Genomic DNA, 18,922 nt, shown 5'->3' on the forward strand with positions numbered 1-18,922 from the left:
GCACGACAACAAGGGGGCGTTTCCATGTTTACGCAGCAACGCGAGGCAGTTCAAGGCGAAATGCAGCAGACGCTGCACGACTATATGCAAGTCATCGCTTCCTGGATGGATGAAGACACCGGCGCTATCGAGGATCGTTTCGATTCGATTTACAGCGAGAACTACACCGCCGGTACCGCGGGCGTCATTTTCGCGAACGGCTACGCCTTCTCCGGGCGGCCGGAGCATCGCGACGCCGCGCTGAAGCTGATTCGCCGCGCCGCCAAAGTGCGGATCAAGGACATGAACGTGGCGCCGTTCGCGCGGATGTTCATCTATCATTACGCCATGATGGCGCTGCTGATGCTGCCGGAGGAGGAACGCAACCGGCACAAGGCCGAATTCGCCGACGACTTCCTCCATGGCGAGCCGCAGGACTGCGGCACGATCAATCTGAACTGCGCCGCGCTCCAGCTCGGCAACGAGCTGTTTCTGGAAAGCCTCGGCTACCGGAAGGCCGACGCCGCGTTTATGGAAAAGCTGATCAAGCTGATGGAAGAGCGGGAGAAGGACGGCTTCCTGAACGATGCGTTCGATTTTAACGACCAGGTCAATTTCCGCGAGCATGACGGCATGCCGATTGCGTACTCCATCTTCATTCTGTTTATTCTGACTGCCGTCATGGCGGCGGTCGAGGAATGGAACCCCGCTTACGCGGAGCTGCGCACCAGGGTGGAGACGCTGATCGAAAAGGGCCAGTCGTGGATGAACCACGCCACGTCTTTCGACGGCACATTCGCCATGATGGAACGCAGCCGCCACCAGATGTTCACCTGGGGCTCGTTCCTTGCCTACAACGCTTACGCCGGGATGGCCGATGCCGAGCTGTTCGCCAAGGCGTTCCGGGAATGGCTGCAGTACAAGAAGGAAGACGGCACCTACAGCATGACGCCGAACTTCCTGCCGCACGAGCTGCGGGTCGGGTACGAGTGGTATACGCTGGTCAACTGCTACGGCATTCTCGGGATGACCGGCCTGTCCGTCGCGGAACGCATCGTCCGCAGGGGCCAGCATATGCCGCAAGCCAACGACCGCGCGGCGCTGCCGGCGCACAACCAATACGCCGATTTGCGCAGCGGGTATGCGTTTGTGCGCGCCGGAGACGATTTTTTCGCCGCCAATCTCCGCTTGCATCACGGCAAGTACGGCGCCGCGCTAAGCGGCTTTCACTACCGGCTGGGCGGCGTCAAGCCGCCGCTTGCCGAATCGAAAATCAATCCGAAGCGGATTGCGGCAACGCCGTATTTTCAAAACTACGACATCGGCGTATGGGAAGGGTACTTGCTGCGGGACGCCGAAGGCGGCTGCGCGTATCCCGACATGACGGCGACGCCGGAGGTCGAGTGGGTCGACCGCGGCATCGCGATGACGGTAGAGGACGATAACGTCGTATGCCGCAAAACGATTCGGCTGACCGGCTCCGGCATTGAGTGGTCGTACAAACTGACGGTGAAACGTCCGTTCGTGTCGTGCGAGCACATCATTCCGCTGCTGATGACCGACGGCAAGAACGGCACCCGGCTCGAACGCCGCTTGGCGAACGGCTGGCTGGTGTCGTATGCGGGACGGCGCTACGAAATTGCCAGCGCCGCCTGCGACAACGCGCTGCGCACGGCGGACGCCGTCTATTCGGTGCAGAACAACTTGTCCTACGAACGTTCGCTGCTGTCCGTCTCCGGCGTGTCGGCGCAGCTGTCGCTCGTCGTGTCTTCCGCTCCGCTGGCTGCGGGCGACGAGCTGTCATGGACGACGACGATGACCGTCACGGCTTAAACGCGGCGAGCGTTTCGAGAAATTTATAAATCATCCGTAATATTTATAATGGCCTATCCGAGGGCCGAAGCGATACGATGAAGATGCACATCCGAAACGCTTCGGCTCTTTGGCGTGCCGTGCGAAAGGGGCAACCGCAGTGAACAACGGCTGGCAAACGCAACTTGAGCAGGAGACGACATGGCCGGTCCCGGCCATGCGGGAAAACGACCGGATCCTCAGTCTTACCATCCAATCGAACATCAAATCGCTGCTCGCCGTCGACGTCATGCTGATGTGCCCGGACGAGTCGAACGGGTATACATTGCCGATCCTGATCGAATGGGAGGGCGTACATACGACGCACTTGCGGCTCGGCGCCTTCCGGCCGGTCGGAAGGCCGCAGCCGGCGGAAACGGCGGTGCGCATGCGGCTTCGGGCGGGAAGCGCATCGCTTCCGGGAACCGAGCTTGAGCTGCTGGGCGCCAGGTGGTCCGCCAAGATGCCGCTTATTCCGGTGAACTCGCGCGAATGCTTGCTGGACAATTTTCAGTCGCCGCTATTCTGGGACAACAACGACTGGCAGTTGATCGAAGGCGCCGCCATTCCGCATGAGGAACGGGCAATCGAGCAGGAATGGGCTTATATGAAAATGTGGTACCTCGAAAAGCCGGGGCGACCGCATCGCATCGCTTATACCAAACGATTCGATCAGCCGCTGGATGGCTTTCAGGCGCTCAATATCGTCACCACGATCGACAGAAAAGCGGTTTTTGGGCTTGAGCTGCGCATCGACGGCGAGACGGTTGTCGCCATCGACAACGAACAGGGATCGGGCGACCATGTTGAATTCCGCATCCCTCTGAAGGGGCAACTTCTTGAAAGCGTGACCATCAAGCTAGCCGAATCGCCGCTGTGGCTCGGTCAAAGCACGAATCAGCAAATCGCCGTCAACGTTCGCTGGCTGCTTCTGGAGCGGGAGGGCGCCGACCCTGGCTTGCGCAACGAAGTGACGGGCATGCCGCCGATCCCGCCGCCGCGGCTGCCGGAGCCGCTCCCGCAGCCGACATTCCCTCTCGGCCTGCTCTTTGGCAGCCGGCAGCTTCAGGAACTGAAAGGCTTCATTGCGGATGGACAAGGGAGACGCATGTACGAGGAGGTGCTGCGTGTCGCGGACCGGGTGAAAGATTACGCGCCCGAGCCGTTCGTCGGCACCTATGCGCCCGCCGACGGCGGCTTCGCCTTTAACCGCGTCTCCGCGCCCGGCCATGAGCTTGGCAACTTCCTTACGGCCATGCTCTACGGCAGTCTCGCTTATCTGCTCAGCGGCGATCCCGCGTATGCCGTATCCGCCCGCCGCTCGCTGCTGGCGGTCGTCCGCATCGAGCATTGGACGATGGGCATGATTACGCGATATCCGATCGGCCAGCAAGGATACCGGTATCCGATGCAGGAAGCGCATATCGTCGAACCGGTGGCGCTGTGCTACGACATGATCTACGATCTGCTGACGCCCGAAGAGCGCGAGCTTGTCGTCGACGCCGTCTACGGGAAGGCGCTGTGCTGGTCGGATCTGATCCTGCGCTCGCACGGCGAGGGCTTCCTGCTGACAAGCAATCAGGGGCCGGTGTATTACCTCGGCTTTTTGTACGCCGCGTTAATGACGCGGCATAAATATCCGGAAGCGGAGCGCATGCTGGAGCGCAATACGGAATGGTTCTTCCGCATGGCGGGGCTGTACCACAAGCCGGACGGCAGTACGAACGAAGGAGCGAACTACTGGCTTTACGGCATGCTCAGCATGTCGACCGCCTTCCTGCTGCTCTCCAGGCTCCGTCGAACGCCTGTTGCCGATCTGGTTCCGACGTCGATGAAACGGGCGATGGACTATTTGCTGCATACCCGCTCGCTGTCCAGCGAAACGCTTTATTTTTTGCCGCTGTCGGACGGGGATGTCAAAAATGTGGGGCAATATCTCGAAGGCCCGATCGCCTTCTATGCCGCTTGCCTGGACGACTCCGGCGCACGCTGGCTGTGGCATGAATATTATCGCGACCGTCCGATCCATATCCGCATGAACAATCCCATGGGCCAAATGATGACCAGCTTCCTGCTGGCGCTGCTTCTGGCCCCGTCCCTGCAAGCGGAAGCGAACCAACCCGAGCTTCCTGCATGCAAGACGTTTCCCGACTGCGGCCGGATCATGATCCGCACCGGCTCCGCTCGCGACGACAGCCTGCTGCTGTTCGAGGGCGGACCGCAATCGTTCGAGCATACGCACCACGACAAGGGGCAGTTCGTGCTCGAAGCGTACGGCGAGCTGCTGGCGCTCGACCCGGGCATGATCAGCTACTCCGATCCCACGCACCGCGAGCTGACGCGCACGGGCATGCACAACGCGCTGACGATCGGCGGCAGGAATCAGGCGTACAAAGATGCGGCGCGGGCGGCGATCGTCGAGAAGCTTCACGACGAGCCGCGGTACGCATACATTTGTGCCGATCTGGCGAACAGCTACCGCGAACTGACGAGCTACAAGCGGCGGATTGTATTTGTCAAACCGTACTACGTGCTGGTGCTGGACGACATCGCGGCGGCGGAAGCCGAGTCGATGGAATGGAACTTTCATTCCATCGGCAAGCTGCGCGCGGACGGTACACGCGCAAGCGCGCACGCCGCCAAGGCAGGCCTGGAGCTGGCATTCGCCTCGTCCTGCCCGCTGGCCTTCACCACGACCGAAACGTCCGGCGTGCGGCACAAAGGCGACGATCCGGTCTATATCTGCAGCAACCTGATCGTGTCGCCGCAGCAGCAGGCGAAGGAATGGCAGCTTGGCGCGCTCCTCGCTCCTTACCGTATCGAAGAAGGCGCGGCGGGCAAGCCTTCGATCGCTTGCGTTGCGGCAGCTGACGGAACGTACGCGTTTACGGCGACGGGAGCATGGGGGATGGATCGAATCGAGTGGCGGACGCGGGACGAATTCGGCTCCGTCGTGCACATCGAACGCCATGCCGGGAAAGCGCCGGAATGGAGCGTTGCTATCCGGTAATATGCCGCCGGCCACAATTTATGATTTGTGGCCGGCGGAATTCCGGGTATAATAGAGAGACGCGTGAGTGATGCATATCAACGAAGGGATAGGGGGGATCTTTCGGTGATAACGAAATGGCGCAGCAGCTACTACTTCCGATTGGTACTTTCTTACACGATTCTGGCTCTTGTTCTGATCGGCATTACAGGCGGATTTTTGCTTACCAACGCGAATCGCATGGTAACGGACGAGGTTTTGAAGGATGCCCGCTTCGGATTGATCAACGTAAAGGATAATGTAGAAAATAATTTTCTGCGGCAGTATGAAGACGCTTTCTTTTCAAAGGTGCTTTCGACCGTAAACCCGCAAAGCTCGGAAACGATCAATTATTTGCTTGACCAGCCTGCGGAAGGCAACATTTCCAAAATCGTCAATTTTGTGCGGGATATCGGCCTGATTACGGATATGACCAAGGGGATCGACGACTCCAACGTTTTTGGCGTTACCGTTTTTTTTCGCACCGGACATTACGCGATCGATCAGCAACGCTACTACGAGACGCCCGACAATTCTCCGGATGCAGGCTTCATCCGGTCGATTGAATCCGCTCCGTCCCATCGCTGGTTCATCCGCGAGAAGCCGGGCACGCCGGGTACACCGGCGCACAAGGTCATGACCTATGTGTCCACATTGCCATACAAGAAGGATCCGGCCAGCGCGTCCGGTTTTTTATATCTCGACATCAGCTTGTCCTATTTGAACACCATCGTCAAAAACACGCTGAATTTCCCGCAGTCGAACTTGTATATTTTCAACGACAGAGGCGAATTGCTGCTTGGAGGCGAACAGGCCGACTCGGAAGAGATGGGCATGGTGAGCGGGCTGGTCGCCAGCGCGAACGCGGCCGGAGCCGAATCGGTGGAAAGCACGCACCGTTACGGAAGCAACGTCATTTCCATCCTGCCGGCGAACGAATCCTCGAAGCAATGGACGTATGTCATCGTCCGCCCGATGGAATCGTTCCTGCTGTCCGCCGACAAGATGAAGCGCCAGGTATGGACGGCGAGTCTGCTTGCGCTGCTGGGCGGGATCATCGCGTCGTTCCTGTTGTCGAGTCATTTCTACACGCCGCTGAAGAAGCTGCTTTATTCGATTCGCAATCTGTATACAGGACCGGCTCCGGAAGCGAAAGGCACCGAATACGCCGCGATCAATCACATGATTCGGTACATCGACATGAGCATGCTGAGGATGCGGGACCAGGTGAGGGTCAAGCAGATTATCGGGCTGCTGACCGGCCAGCAGTCGGCGGCGGGCTTCGGCGAACTGCCGGCCATTCCGCTGGAATGCCAATACGCGGTTGTTTATGTCACTACCGGTCCGGAAGACAACGAGCGGCTGCAGCGGCTGATTCTCGAACAGTCGGGACTCGTGGCCGAGATCGTCAATTTGAGCGCCTCCGATATGGCGTTGCTCGTGTTCATCTACGATAACGGCACGGAGCAGGCGATCGAATCGATCGAAAAGGCGCTGCTATCCTTGTCCGCCGCGAACGATGTCGTTTCTTTCGGCGCGGGCATCGGCTCCGTTGTCCCCTCGGTGGAAGAAATTCATCGTTCTTATCAGGAAGCGCTGCAGGCGCTCAAATATTCGTTCGTGCGCGGCAAAAATGCCATTATCCGGTTCGACGATATTTCTCGCTATCGGGACACCATGCTGTCGCCGGACGTCAACTACGAGCTGCTGCAGCATAAAATTCAGGCCGGAAGCGTGGCCGATACGGAGCATTGGATCGATACGCTCGCGGCGCGGCTGCATGCGGAGCCGCTGAGCATCGAGACGATCGAACTGATCTGCGTACGTCTCGGTACGGTGCTGTCGCAGGTCGTGATCGAGCAGAAGCTGCACGATCTGTTCCCGGTATTCAGCATTCGCGACAAAATCAATCAAAGCACGCTGCAAGAAACGCTGCGCATCATGAAAGAGCAAGCCGTCGATATCGCGCGCCATATCAGCGAAAGCCGCAACGATGTGCACTTGGAGAAAATCAGCCGACTCAAATCGTTTATCGCCGAGAATATGGCCGAAGACTTGTCGCTCGACGAACTGGCTTCGCGGGCCGATCTGTCGCCCAATTACGTTTCCACTTTGTTTGGAACCATTACCGGCGAATCGTTTACCGAATATTTAAACCGAATCCGGTTGGAGCAAGCGGCATCGCTGCTTGTGACCAGACCGAAGATGGCTGTAGCCGAAATTGCCACCTCCGTGGGATATCGCAATTCCCAATATTTCTGTACGAAGTTCAAAGCCAAGTTCGGCATTACTCCGCTGCAATACCGCTCCTCGGAAAAAAAAAGGGAGGGAGCGGTTAGCTGAATAAGGCGCATTCCCGAGTCGTCGCACTGGCGGCTCTTTTTTTCGCCAAAAAGGAGGGGAGCCCGACGATAACAACCAGTTTAATTTTTTCGAATCGAAAAAATAATAAAGCGAATCAGGAATTTTGCGCAACGCTTTCGAGAGAATTGAAATAGACGCCGAGGGTTGTTTTCCCCTAAAGTTAGGTTCATAGCACGACTCACTCGAACACAATGGAAAGGAAGAGGTTCCGATGCAGCCTGTCTCACCATCATTATCTCCGTCGGCCGATCGCGTCATGCCGGGCGGCAACGGGACAATGCCCTCGATGCACAACGAACCGTCATACTGGCGGCGAACCTGGAAGACGTACAAGCGGTACAAATATATGTTTCTGCTGCTTGCTCCCGCGTTGATCTGGTACCTGATTTTTGCGTACGGCCCGTTGTACGGCATCCAGCTGGCGTTTAAAGACTTTATCATTTCCAAAGGCATCAACGGCAGCCCCTGGGTAGGACTCAAACATTTTGAAAGCATGATAAACGGGGCGCAGGATTTCCATCAGATCATTCGCAACACGGTAATCATCAGTTTCTATCAAATCATCTTCGGTTTCCCGGCGCCGATCATACTTGCCCTGTTGTTTAATGAGCTTAGGCTCGAAATCTTTAAGCGCATCTCGCAAACGCTTTCATATTTGCCGCACTTCCTGTCTTGGGTCGTGGCAGCCGGATTTATGTTTTCCGTCCTGTCGCCGTCCACCGGGATTGTCAATCACATTATCGGTTGGTTCGGAGTCGATCCGATTTATTTCGTCGGCAAAGCGGAATATTTCCGCTTCACGCTTGTCATGTCTGCGATATGGAAAGAAGTTGGTTGGGGAGCCATCATTTACCTTGCTGCATTGGCGAGTATCGATCCCCAAATGTACGAAGCGGCGATCGTTGACGGCGCCGGCCGGTTCAAACAACTGATCTATATTACCTTGCCGTCACTAATACCGGTCATAACGATCATGTTTATATTGCGCATCGGCCACGTGCTTGATGCCGGATTCGATCAGGTGCTTAATATGTACACGCCGGCTACCTACAGCGTCGGCGACATACTGGACACTTACGTTTATCGGGTCGGGCTTGAGCAGATGCAGTTCAGCTTTGCGACGGCGGTCGGCTTGTTCAAGAACGTCATCGCGCTGGTGCTTGTTCTGTTCACGAACTGGATCGTGAAGCGTGCGGGACAGGAGGGGCTCGTATGACGAAGCAATGCCGCAACAAGGTGGTGCTCGCATGAGAATGACATTTCCGGAGAAACTATTTCAAGTCTTTCTCGTTTTGTTTCTGATTCTGATGTGCATCACGATGACCTATCCGTTCCTGCACCAAATTACGTTATCCGTGAGCGCAGGCGCGCCAAAATTGGGCGTCAGTCTCATTCCGAACGATTTCAGCACCGGCTCTTACACCGAGCTCTTCAAGACGAAAGAGATTTGGACGGCGCTCGGCAATTCCGTCTTCCGGACGGTTGTGGGGACGATTCTGATGCTGGCGGTTATGTCGGCAGCCGCGTATGCCTTGTCCAAAAAAGGGCTGCCTCATCGCAAGTTTTATATGTCGCTTATTATCGTCACCATGTTTTTCAGCGGCGGACTTCTGCCGAGCTATATGCTGATCCAAAACATCGGCCTGTTCAATACGCATTGGGCGCTGATCATCCCAAGCTTGATCAATACGTTCTGGTTGATCATCATGCGCAACTTCTTTATGGAACTGTCGGAAGAAATCGAAGAATCGGCCCGGATGGACGGGGCCAACGACTTGCGCATCTTCGCGCAAATTGTGCTGCCGGTTTCGAAGCCGATTATTGCAACGATTACGCTGTTCTGCGCGGTTATGCACTGGAATGCGTGGTTCGACGCGCTGATGTACGCGCAGAAGCAAAGCTTGCTCGTGCTGCAGATTTATCTGCGGCGGCTTATCATCAGCCAGGACGAGTCGATGATCGCCACGGCGATGATGAGTACGGTCGCGCCGCCGAAGGAATCGCTGAAGGCTGCGGTGCTTGTGTTCACGACACTGCCGATCGTTGCCGTTTATCCGTTCCTGCAGAAGCATTTCGCCAAAGGGATTCTGATGGGATCGGTCAAGGGTTGATTCGAACTACCGCAAGGCGACTCTGTTATTAAGCGGGCGTTTCATAAGCGCCCGCTTGATATAAAAACAATTTACTGGGGAGGATTTTCTACATGAAGGGGAAATTGTTTAAAGCTTCCGCTTCCGCGATCGCGCTGACGGTTGTATTGTCCGGCTGCGGAGGAAGCAAAGAAGATTCCAAGGGTGCAGCTTCGCCATCGCCTTCCGCTTCGTCGGCAGCAAGTGTAAAACCGTCGGCCGCTCCGGCCAAAGCAGTGGAATTTTCGTGGATCGGCGCTTACGTGCCAGGAAACGATACATTGGTGCAGAAGTACCTGGAGCAGAAATACAACGTTAAAATCAAACCGATCGGCATCGACCGCTCCAACTGGCAGCAGCAAATCAGCATCAAGCTCGCATCGGGCGAAAAACCGGACTTGTTCGGCAATCTTGACATTTCTTATACTGATTTCCTTAATTATGTAAAACAAGGTTTGATCGGCGAGCTTAAGGAAGAAACGATTCGCAAATACATGCCGAATTACTCCAAGATGATTGACGAAACCGACCCGACGGCATGGAAAACCGGTGTTGTCGACGGCAAAAACTACGGCATTCCGAAGTTTTACGGCGAAGGCGGCTCCCCGTTCCTGCCGATGTACAACTCGGATTGGCTGAAGAAGGTTGGTTATAACGAACCTCCGAAAACGCTTGCAGAACTTGAAGACGTTCTCACGAAGTTCCGCAACAACGATCCGGACGGCAACGGCAAGAAGGATACGTACGGCATCACGGCGCGCGGTAAAGATACGCTCGGCAGCAACCAGATCTTCAATACCGTATTCGCGGCGTATGGCGCTAACCCGGGCACATGGCAAGTGACGAAGGACGGCAAGGTTGAACTTGGCCTGACCAGCGAAAATGCTCGCGCCGCCTTCAAAACTTTGAACAAATGGTATAAAGACGGCCTGATCGATCCGGAATTCGTTACCGACGACTGGAATAACTATCGCGCCAAATTTGCCGGCAACAAGGTAGGCATGGCCGATCAAACGCTTTGGTATCACGCTCACAGCAGCGGCCAACTCGGCGCTGACGCTGCCAAGGCAGGCGTAAACATGGTTGCCGGCAAGCCGGTAGTCGGTCCGCAAGGCAAAATGATGGGGATTACGCAAGGCTACAAGCAAGTACCGTTCGGACTTGGCGCTGAAACGGTGAAGGACGAGAACAAGGTAGCTGCCATTCTGAAGGTGCTTGACGGCGTAGCGCTCGATCCGGAAGCATTCATGATGGTCCTGTACGGCGAAAAAGGCAAGCACTACGATCTTGTCGACGGTGCTCCGGTACCAAAAGGCGACTTCGTCGATCCGATCAAAGCGGCAGCGACGGACGGATTGAAGTTCTTCACAACCGGCTCGGCTCCTTCGATGCTGAAGTACGAGTATAGCGCCGAAAAGCAAGCGTTCAAAGACAAGCTTAACGACAAGGCAATCGTTCAATTGACAAACCCGGTAGCTATGACGGTCATCCCGTCGTGGGACGCAAACAAAGACGCTTTGACCAAATTGATGAAAGAATACGAACTGAAACTCATCATCGGCGAAGTGGACACCGACAAAGGCTTTGACACCTTCGTTGCCGATATGAAGAAAGCCGGCTTGGACAAGGCAACCGAAGAAGCAAATGCCCTCTATGCCGCAATCAAAAAATAAACCGGCCTTCGGGTTGGTGCCGATTGGCGCATAAGCGCAGGTAAGCGGCAAACGGCTGATCTTCAAGCGACTTTGTCGTCCGAAGACAGCCGTTTGTTTTTTTCCGCTGTCCACCATGCAACATGTTAAGGAGACGACGATGAAGAACACTCCCTTCAATTTGGCCGAATCGGTATTCGAGCTGTTCTCCGATCCGGGACTGAGCGGCTTGCCGCATTGGCGGATCGAACCCGGCGAGGGGCATGGGCTGCGTGTGAGCCAGCGCTGGTGCCTCGCGCAGTTCGAATGGACGGGCAAACCGGCGGAAGGGCCGGCGCTGCGGATGACGCGCGATTTTGCAGTCGATTGTTCAGCGTACGACACGCTGATGATTTCGATGGTGGGGCCGGAGAAATCGGTGCTGCGGATGGAAGTGGCGACCGATCGCGGCGTGATTCATTACGAATCCGAGCCGTTCGGCATGCTGAAGCGGGAATGTTATGTGCCGCTTGAAGGGGCGGCCGACATTCGTTCGGTGACGCTGGAAATGTGGCCGGACGCGGACGGCTTGGGCATCGGCTGGTTCAACTGGATCGGCTTGCAGCACAAGGAGCTTGTGGAGCGTTATGAAGCGCAGTGGCGGCGGTTCGACGAAACGTGGGAGGACTACCTGCTGCCGGAAAGCTACGAACCGACGTTTGAGCCGAGCTACGGGCTGGTCGTGAACGCAAGCGAGCTGGCGGAGCTGCGGACGAAACACGAGGCGTGGGTAACGGAACGCGGAACGAGCCCGTTCCTGCAGCTGGCGGATGATGCGGCGAAGCTGTCGCCGGAAAATATGATTGGAGAATATGTAAATTTTTGGAATGATACACGTTACTGCCGCGACCGCGACTATGGCAAGCTGCTGCTGATGCACGGCCCTAACGCCGCCGCCGCCGCGCTGCTGACGAAGAACAAGGCGCTGCATCGGCTGGCGGCCCGGTACGCGATTTCGCTGGCGATGTGCGAGCGGTGGGACAGCGGGTTCATTTGTTATTTCCCCGGCAGCTCGTTCGAGCACCGGCCGTTCGTGCAGTCGCTCTGCATGCTGGAAACGGCGGCGCTGCTCGACATGTGCGGGGAATGGTTCACCGACTACGGCAGGCAGCTCGTGCTGCGGCGCATCGCCGAGGACGGGCAGGGCAACACGAACTTCGGCGTCTGGAAGCACGAATATATTTTCAGCTGCAATCAATTGGCCTGGTTTACGCCGGGACGGATGCTCGGCTACGCCATGCTCGAGCAGACGATGCCGCGGGTGAAGCCGTATACGGAGCTGGCGGTCGCCGATTTGACCGAAAGCATGGAGAAGACGATTTTGCCGGACGGCGGTTTTCTCGAAGGACCGATGTATTTTGCCTGGACGGCGCGCCAGTGTGCGGTATCGCTCTACTATTACGCCCGTCTGCGCAACCTCGACTTTGCTTCGGTCGTGCCGGAATGCCTGAAACGTTCGTCCGCGTTCGCCGAGGTGCTGGAGTCGACGGCCGACGACGTGCTGATGATGCTGATCTGCGACGCCATGTATATCAACCAGGAATCGCTCGCTTATTTGGCGGCGCTAATGCCGGATTCGCGCTGGGTCGACTTGTTCCGCAAGTCGCTGCGCCTGACCGGCGGCATTCCCGATACGCTGCCGGCGTACCTGCTGTCGGCTTCGCTGCCGGAGACGGGGCCGGAGCCGCGCGCGTTCGTTTCGCTGCCGGAGATGGGGCTGATGTCGTCGTTCCGCCGCTACCATGGCGAACCGGTAAAGCTGATGCTGATGGGCAACCAGGCAGGCGCCAACCACACGCACGAGGACAAAGGCCATTTCGTGCTTGAGTTCGCCGGCGATACGTATGCGATGGAGCCCGGCAGCTGCGACTACAGCCATCCGATGGCGGAAATTCTCAAGCATGCGCAGCGCCACAACATGTTGGTGCCGGTCGGCATGGAGGAGCGGCCGCGGCCGCAGAACCCGATCCCGCACGACATCAAACCGCAAGGAACGGGAGATGTAACGGCGTTCCATGCTTCGGTCGACGTCACGCCGGGCTGGGACGGCTACTATCGCAAGTGGCAGCGCCGCTGGGATTCGCCGGCGCCAAACGAGCTGACGATGACGGACGAATACGAGCTGGAGCGCGGAACGGGCGTCGAGTTTTATTGGTCGACGCTGGTGCCTGCCGCAATCGTTGACGGGGAGATCGTGCTGCGCGGCAAACGCAGCCTGGCGCGGATTGCCGTGCCGGAAGGGTGCACGGCGCGCATCGACAAGCTGCCGCTGCTCGGCGACGACTACCGCGCCATTCTCGAGCAGCGCAAGGAAATGCTGTGCGGCAACATGCCGCTGATCGGCAGCGAGCAGACCCGCATCGCAATCTGCATGCCGGGCGCTAGCGGCACGCTGCAGGTGAAGGTGCGGCTGGAGCTGGTTTAATTGATTGTTTGCAATAAGCCACGTTTCATTGGCTATTTCGTCAAAAATGGCGGGTTGCTGCGAAATAGCCAGCATTTTCGCTGGCTATTCGGCGGAAGTCTGCCGATTCAGCACTGCTTGGGCAAAATAGCCAGTGAAATCACTGGCTATTTTTCTTGAAGCGTGTAAAATGGCTGGAATAAGCCATTTTTTGTGGGCTATTTTCCATACGGGGAGTAAACGGAGAGGGGAACAACCATATGAGAGCCGGTAAAATCGGCTATTGCATCGTCGGCACCGGCGCGATTGCGCCATGGCATGCCGCGCACATCGCCGCGGTGCCCGAGGCCGAGCTTGTTGCGGCGGTCGATCGCGACACGGAGCGGCTCGCGTTGTTTCGCAGCCGTTTCGGCATCCCGCACGGCTACTCGTCGCTCGAAGATGCGCTGCAGGACAGCGCTGTCGACGTCGTCATCATCTGCACGCCAACGACGACGCATGCGGCGATCGCCGAACAAGCGGCGGCGGCCGGCAAACACGTGCTGTCGGAGAAGCCGATGGCGCTGACGCCGGCGGACGCCGACCGCATGATCGCGGCGTGCCGCGGCGCGGGCGTCAAGCTGGGCGTCATTCTGCAGCGCCGGCAAAGCGACGCCGTGCTGGCGGTCAAACGCATGCTGGACGAGAAGCTGTTCGGCGACATTGTGCTGGCGTCCGCTTATTTGAAATATTACCGCAACGCGGCGTATTACGTGGAAGCGCCGTGGCGCGGCACCCGCACGGACGGCGGCGGCGCGCTGATGAACATGGGCGTGCACGGCATCGACCTGATCCAGTGGCTGAACGGCGGCGTTACCGGCGTATTCACCCGGGCCGCGACGCTGGCCCGCGACATTACGGTCGAGGACACGTCCGTTTCGTCGGTGACGTTCGGCAACGGCGCGCTCGGTTCGATCGAAGCGTCGACGCTCGTTTACCCCGAGTACGCGACGCGCTGCGAGCTGCACGGCACGAACGGCACCGTCGTCTTCGACGACAACGGCATCGTGCTGTGCCGCACGCTCGCCGGCGATATCGATCCCGCCGCCTGGCGGGCGGAGGCGCAGCCGGCGCCGGCGTCCGGAGTGCCGGCGGTCAATCATTACCGCTTCCTGCACGACATGACGATGGCCGTGCTCGAAGATCGCGACCCGCATGTCACCGGCGAAGAAGCGAAGAAGTCGATCGTCGTTGTCGACGCGATGTACCGCTCGGCCGACAGCGGACGGGAAATCCGCCTGTAAGAGCGCGGGCTGCAAGCTGGGAGCTGCAGGTTGCCCGGAAAGGGGAGCAAACCGATGCTTATTTTGGAAGCGCAAGAACTGCACAAATCGTTTCGGCTTCACGAGCGCCATAGCGGCCGCTTCGGCCTGCTGCGCAGCTTGCTGCGGCCTGCGGTGCGCGAGGTGAACGCCGTCAGCGGGGTAAGCTTCCGCGTCGAGGCGGGAGAAAGCGTCGCCTACCTCGGGCCGAACGGAGCCGGCAAATCGACGACGATCAAAATGCTCACCGGCATACTCGAGCCGACGGGCGGCATCGTCACCGTGGCCGGGCTCGAGCCGCACAAGCACCGCAAACAAATCAGCTATCGCATCGGCTGCGTGTTCGGCCAGCGCAGCCAGCTGCTGTTCGACTTGCCCGTGTCCGATTCCTTCGAGCTGCTGCGTTATATGTATTCCATTCCGCTTCCCGTCTACCGCGCTCGCATCGAGGAGTTCGCCGGCGTGCTGCAGGTGGAGTCGCTGCTGCGACGGCCTGTACGCACGCTGTCGCTCGGCCAGCGGATGCGCTGCGAAATGATCGCCGCGCTGCTGCACGAGCCGGACATCCTGTTCCTCGACGAGCCGACGATCGGGCTCGACGTAGTCGCCAAGGAGCGCATCCGCGTGTTCATCGAGCGGCTCAATCGCGAGCGGAACGTTACGGTGCTGCTCACTACCCACGATTTGACCGACATCGAACGGTTGTGTCCGCGGCTCATCATTATCGACAAAGGCCGGATGCTGTACGACGGCAGCCTCGCCACGATCAAGGAGCGGTTCGCCACCCGGCGGCAAATCCGCTTCGCCATGCCGGACGCGAACGAGGCCGCGCGCATTGCCGCGTTGTTCGCCGCACTCCCGGAAGTGGCGGCCGTCACCGACAACCACCAGGTTCGCCTCGCGTACGATCAACGCGCGACGGATACCGCCGATTTGCTGCGTCTGGCGCTGCAGTGGGGCAATCCGCGCGACCTGACGATGGAGGACGAAAACATCGAAGCGCTCATTCGCCGCATTTACGAAGACGACATCGACTTGCGCGGCGAAGCCGCCGCAATCGTGTGACGAAAGGAGTGAGCGGATGCAGTCGTTGTACAGCTTGCTCGGCATCGCCCGCATTGCGGTCAGGGAGCGGATGCAGTACCGGTTCGACTTTTTCATGACGCTGTTCGCCACACTGATGTTTTCCTCGCTTTATTACATGCTTTGGAAAGCCATTTACGCCCACTCCGCCGATGAGACTATGCCGTGGAACCAGTTGATTACTTACATCATGATCGGGCAGGCGGTCAATTTCGCGCGCTGGTCGCCGGCCGACCGGGCGCCGGTTTACGGCTTGTCGACGCGGCTGCGCAGCGGCGATCTTGCGCTTGACCTGATCCGGCCGATCGGCTTCGGATGGCGGCGGTTTCTCGAGGCGGCGGGATTTTTTGCCGTGGAGATGCTGTGGGTGAACATTCCTTGCCTGCTGCTGTTCGTGTTTGCGCTTGGCATCGATCCTCCGGCCGGCGGATCGGCGGCTTTCGGCTACATATTCGCGCTGCTCGTCGCTTTTCTCGTCGCCTACAGCATCAATTCGATCGTGATGATGCTGTCGTTCTGGACGACCAACGCGCAAGGGCTGCAAATCGCCAAAACGGCGGTTGTCGGGCTGCTTGCGGGCACGGTCATCCCGTTCGAATTTTTCCCGCACTGGCTGCAAACCGTCGCGACGCTTCTGCCCTTTCAAAGCCTTGCCTACATCCCGCTGTCCGTGTATACCGGGCGCGTGGCGGGGGCGGACATGCTGCGCCTGCTCGGCCAGCAGCTCGTCTGGGCGGCCGTTATGCTCGGCGTCAGCCGCTATTTGTGGTCGCTCGCCACAAGGCGAATCGTCATTTACGGAGGGTAACCGGCATGCAGCATCGCAGAGGGGTTCGTTATTATTTCGACTTGTACGGCGTTTATTTGCGGCTTTACTTCCGCACGCTTGTCGCCTACAGAGCCGATACGCTCGTCGCCTTTTTCGGCGGGCTGCTCACCCAGGTGAGCGCGCTGCTGTTCCTCAGCTCCATCTTCCGGCACATCCCCCGCCTGGCGGGATGGGATTATTACGAGCTGCTGTTCATCTTCAGCGTGTCGCTGACGGCCGGGGCGCTCAGCATCGTGTTTCTCAACGCGCCGTTCAGCATTCACGGCTACATTCGCCGCGGCACCCTGGATCTCATGCTGATTCGGCCGGCCGGCACGCTGTTTCAAATTGTGGCGATGTCGCAGGAAATCAACGGCATCGGCTCCGTTGCCACCGGGCTGGCGATGATGGGCTACGCGATGGCCCATTTGCCGCTGGAATGGTCGGCCGGCTCGGTCGTTTATTTGGCGCTGGCGCTGCTGAGCGGCATGATCGTCAAATTTGCCGTGCTGCTGTTTTTTACGGTGCTGGCTTTCTGGGTATTCGAAATGCGTTCCGTGCTGTACCCGGTCACGTGGCTGTTCGATTTTACCCAATACCCGCTCGGCGTGTTCCATCCGTTCATGCGCGGCCTGCTGACGTATGTGCTGCCTTTTTCGCTCGGCACCTACTATCCTGCCGTGTACTTGCTCCGCCCCGAGCTGCACGGGGCCGCGTTGTTCGCTCCGCTGGCCGGCCTGCTGGTCGCGGCGGTTGCTTACGGCTTCTGGCGCATCGGCTTGCGCCACTATGAAAGCGCCAGCGGGTGATGCGGCGGCGGTTTGGTAGACGAGAAGACGAGATAGGCCATGTTTTATGGGCTATTTCCCCAATATAGGGCGGCGGCAAGAAAATAGCCAGCGATTTCGCTGGCTATTTGGCCGAAAAGGCCGATCGGGGGACGTTTTGGTGGGAATAGCCAGTGTTTTCACTGGCTATTTGCCGCGAACCGGGTAAAAAAGAGGGAATAGGCCTTTTTTCATGGCTTATTTTTAGACTACCGAAGCAACTGACGAACATGCCGCTCCCCTTCGTTCCTCCTCCTTACCGTTTGCGCACCTCCCTTCACAAATTTATAAAAACAATCATAAAATGATTGAAAAAATCATTTTAATGCCATATACTTGCCTTACACAACCGGAAAGGGGTTACTTTCATGAGCAAAACGTTCGGATCATTGACGCATCCGGAAATTACCGCGCAGCCGGCCGCGCTTGCCAAGGCGCTGGAGCAGCTTGAGGCGCAACGCGGCTGGGTGGACAAGTACATCGGCAATTCCGCTTTCGACGAAGTGATTTTCATCGGCTCGGGCTCCTCTTACTACCAGGCGCTGACGATGGCGGCGACGTTCCGCAAGTGGCTGGGCAGAAGCGCTTCGGCGCAGCCGTCGTCGGAAATTTTCCTGTTCCGCGACCAGACAGTGGCGCGCGGACGCAACGTGCTGCTCGTCGGCGTGTCGCGTTCGGGCGAATCGACGGAAGTGATTCTCGCGCTGGAATCGGTCAAGGATGTGCCGGGCTGGACGACATGCGGCATCACCTGCCACGAAGACAGCAAGATGGCGCAAATCGCCGAATGCCTGCTGTCGCCGCTCGGCAAGGAGCTCAGCACCGTCATGACCAAGTCGCTCAGCAGCATGACGTTCCTCATGCAGGCGGCCATCGCCAAGGCGTCGGGCGACGCCAAGCTGCAGGCTGAACTGCAGGAAGTCGTCCGTATGGACGAAGCGGTCGTCGCGCAGGCGGATGCCGCGGCGCAGCAGCTCGTGAACGGAAACGCCGAGTTCGCCAACTACATCTATCTCGGCATGGGCGCTTACTACGGGCTCAGCCTGGAAGCAAGCCTGAAAATCAAGGAAATGTCGTACGTATGGACGGAAGCCTACGGCACGCTCGAGTTCCGCCACGGCCCGAAATCGATCATTCAGCCGGGTTCGCTCGTATGTGTGATCGTGTCGGAGACGGCGCGCAAGTACGAACTGAAAGTCGCGGAAGAAATGCAGGCCTACGGCGCGCATGTGCTGCTGCTGACGGCCGAGAAGGGCGCGGACACCGCTTTTGCCGATACGGTCGTTGAGCTTGGCGGCAAAGAGCTGTCCGACGAAGCGCGCAGCGTGCTGTATTTGCCGTTGCTGCAATATGTAGGCTACTACACGGCGCTGAAGCGGAACGTCGATCCGGACGCGCCGCGCAACCTTACCCAAGTGGTCAAACTTTAAACGAAGCGCGAAAACGAAAGGAGCAAC

At 58.2% G+C, this 18,922-nt stretch carries 12 protein-coding genes; all 12 read left to right on the forward strand.

Features of this window, described 5'->3' with window-relative positions:
- The first annotated feature begins 24 nt into the window (after window positions 1–24).
- The 12 genes from EXY20_RS17945 (at window position 25) to EXY20_RS18000 (ending at window position 18,895) form a co-directional block, all read left to right on the forward strand.
- Window positions 25–1,812: a hypothetical protein gene (locus EXY20_RS17945; RefSeq protein ID WP_135553480.1), complete on the forward strand. Its 1,788-nt coding sequence runs from the start codon at window positions 25–27 to the stop codon at window positions 1,810–1,812.
- A gap of 139 nt (window positions 1,813–1,951) precedes the next feature.
- On the forward strand, window positions 1,952–4,840 hold the full coding sequence (locus tag EXY20_RS17950; protein WP_135553481.1) for a heparinase II/III domain-containing protein: 2,889 nt from the start codon (window positions 1,952–1,954) through the stop codon (window positions 4,838–4,840).
- 105 nt (window positions 4,841–4,945) lie between these two features.
- Window positions 4,946–7,201 (forward strand): helix-turn-helix domain-containing protein, encoded by a 2,256-nt coding sequence (locus EXY20_RS17955; protein ID WP_135553482.1) that lies wholly within the window; start codon window positions 4,946–4,948, stop codon window positions 7,199–7,201.
- Between the two features lie 232 nt (window positions 7,202–7,433).
- The gene (locus EXY20_RS17960) at window positions 7,434–8,438 is read left to right on the forward strand and encodes an ABC transporter permease (RefSeq protein ID WP_235886083.1); all 1,005 of its coding nucleotides are present in this window, start codon (window positions 7,434–7,436) and stop codon (window positions 8,436–8,438) included.
- A 31-nt stretch (window positions 8,439–8,469) separates the two neighbouring features.
- Window positions 8,470–9,333: a carbohydrate ABC transporter permease gene (locus EXY20_RS17965; RefSeq protein ID WP_167859332.1), complete on the forward strand. Its 864-nt coding sequence runs from the start codon at window positions 8,470–8,472 to the stop codon at window positions 9,331–9,333.
- A 92-nt stretch (window positions 9,334–9,425) separates the two neighbouring features.
- On the forward strand, window positions 9,426–11,024 hold the full coding sequence (locus EXY20_RS17970; RefSeq protein WP_135553484.1) for a DUF3502 domain-containing protein: 1,599 nt from the start codon (window positions 9,426–9,428) through the stop codon (window positions 11,022–11,024).
- Between the two features lie 139 nt (window positions 11,025–11,163).
- Window positions 11,164–13,467 carry a heparinase II/III family protein gene (locus EXY20_RS17975; RefSeq protein WP_167859333.1) on the forward strand — a complete coding sequence of 768 codons (2,304 nt, stop codon included), beginning with the start codon at window positions 11,164–11,166 and terminating at the stop codon, window positions 13,465–13,467.
- 239 nt (window positions 13,468–13,706) lie between these two features.
- The gene (locus tag EXY20_RS17980; RefSeq protein ID WP_135553486.1) at window positions 13,707–14,729 is read left to right on the forward strand and encodes a Gfo/Idh/MocA family protein; all 1,023 of its coding nucleotides are present in this window, start codon (window positions 13,707–13,709) and stop codon (window positions 14,727–14,729) included.
- A 54-nt stretch (window positions 14,730–14,783) separates the two neighbouring features.
- Window positions 14,784–15,812, forward strand: a complete 1,029-nt coding sequence (locus EXY20_RS17985; protein ID WP_135553487.1) for an ABC transporter ATP-binding protein — start codon at window positions 14,784–14,786, stop codon at window positions 15,810–15,812.
- A gap of 16 nt (window positions 15,813–15,828) precedes the next feature.
- Window positions 15,829–16,638 (forward strand): ABC transporter permease, encoded by an 810-nt coding sequence (locus EXY20_RS17990; protein WP_135553488.1) that lies wholly within the window; start codon window positions 15,829–15,831, stop codon window positions 16,636–16,638.
- A gap of 5 nt (window positions 16,639–16,643) precedes the next feature.
- Window positions 16,644–17,447 carry an ABC transporter permease gene (locus tag EXY20_RS17995; RefSeq protein ID WP_135553489.1) on the forward strand — a complete coding sequence of 268 codons (804 nt, stop codon included), beginning with the start codon at window positions 16,644–16,646 and terminating at the stop codon, window positions 17,445–17,447.
- Between the two features lie 386 nt (window positions 17,448–17,833).
- The gene (locus tag EXY20_RS18000; protein WP_135553490.1) at window positions 17,834–18,895 is read left to right on the forward strand and encodes an SIS domain-containing protein; all 1,062 of its coding nucleotides are present in this window, start codon (window positions 17,834–17,836) and stop codon (window positions 18,893–18,895) included.
- The last annotated feature ends 27 nt before the right edge of the window (window positions 18,896–18,922 follow it).

Origin of the sequence: Paenibacillus cymbidii (genome assembly GCF_004764705.1) — a bacterium.
In the GTDB taxonomy this organism is placed as follows: Bacteria; Bacillota; Bacilli; order Paenibacillales; family NBRC-103111; genus Paenibacillus_AN; species Paenibacillus_AN cymbidii.

Bases quoted from the DNA above. Each gene is read 5' to 3' on its own strand.
- EXY20_RS17985 (WP_135553487.1), top strand. From the start codon at position 14,784: ATGCTTATTTTGGAAGCGCAAGAACTGCACAAATCGTTTCGGCTTCAC.
- EXY20_RS17965 (WP_167859332.1), top strand. From the start codon at position 8,470: ATGAGAATGACATTTCCGGAGAAACTATTTCAAGTCTTTCTCGTTTTG.
- EXY20_RS17995 (WP_135553489.1), top strand. From the start codon at position 16,644: ATGCAGCATCGCAGAGGGGTTCGTTATTATTTCGACTTGTACGGCGTT.
- EXY20_RS17960 (WP_235886083.1), top strand. From the start codon at position 7,434: ATGCAGCCTGTCTCACCATCATTATCTCCGTCGGCCGATCGCGTCATG.
- EXY20_RS17990 (WP_135553488.1), top strand. From the start codon at position 15,829: ATGCAGTCGTTGTACAGCTTGCTCGGCATCGCCCGCATTGCGGTCAGG.
- EXY20_RS18000 (WP_135553490.1), top strand. From the start codon at position 17,834: ATGAGCAAAACGTTCGGATCATTGACGCATCCGGAAATTACCGCGCAG.
- EXY20_RS17975 (WP_167859333.1), top strand. From the start codon at position 11,164: ATGAAGAACACTCCCTTCAATTTGGCCGAATCGGTATTCGAGCTGTTC.
- EXY20_RS17980 (WP_135553486.1), top strand. From the start codon at position 13,707: ATGAGAGCCGGTAAAATCGGCTATTGCATCGTCGGCACCGGCGCGATT.
- EXY20_RS17945 (WP_135553480.1), top strand. From the start codon at position 25: ATGTTTACGCAGCAACGCGAGGCAGTTCAAGGCGAAATGCAGCAGACG.
- EXY20_RS17970 (WP_135553484.1), top strand. From the start codon at position 9,426: ATGAAGGGGAAATTGTTTAAAGCTTCCGCTTCCGCGATCGCGCTGACG.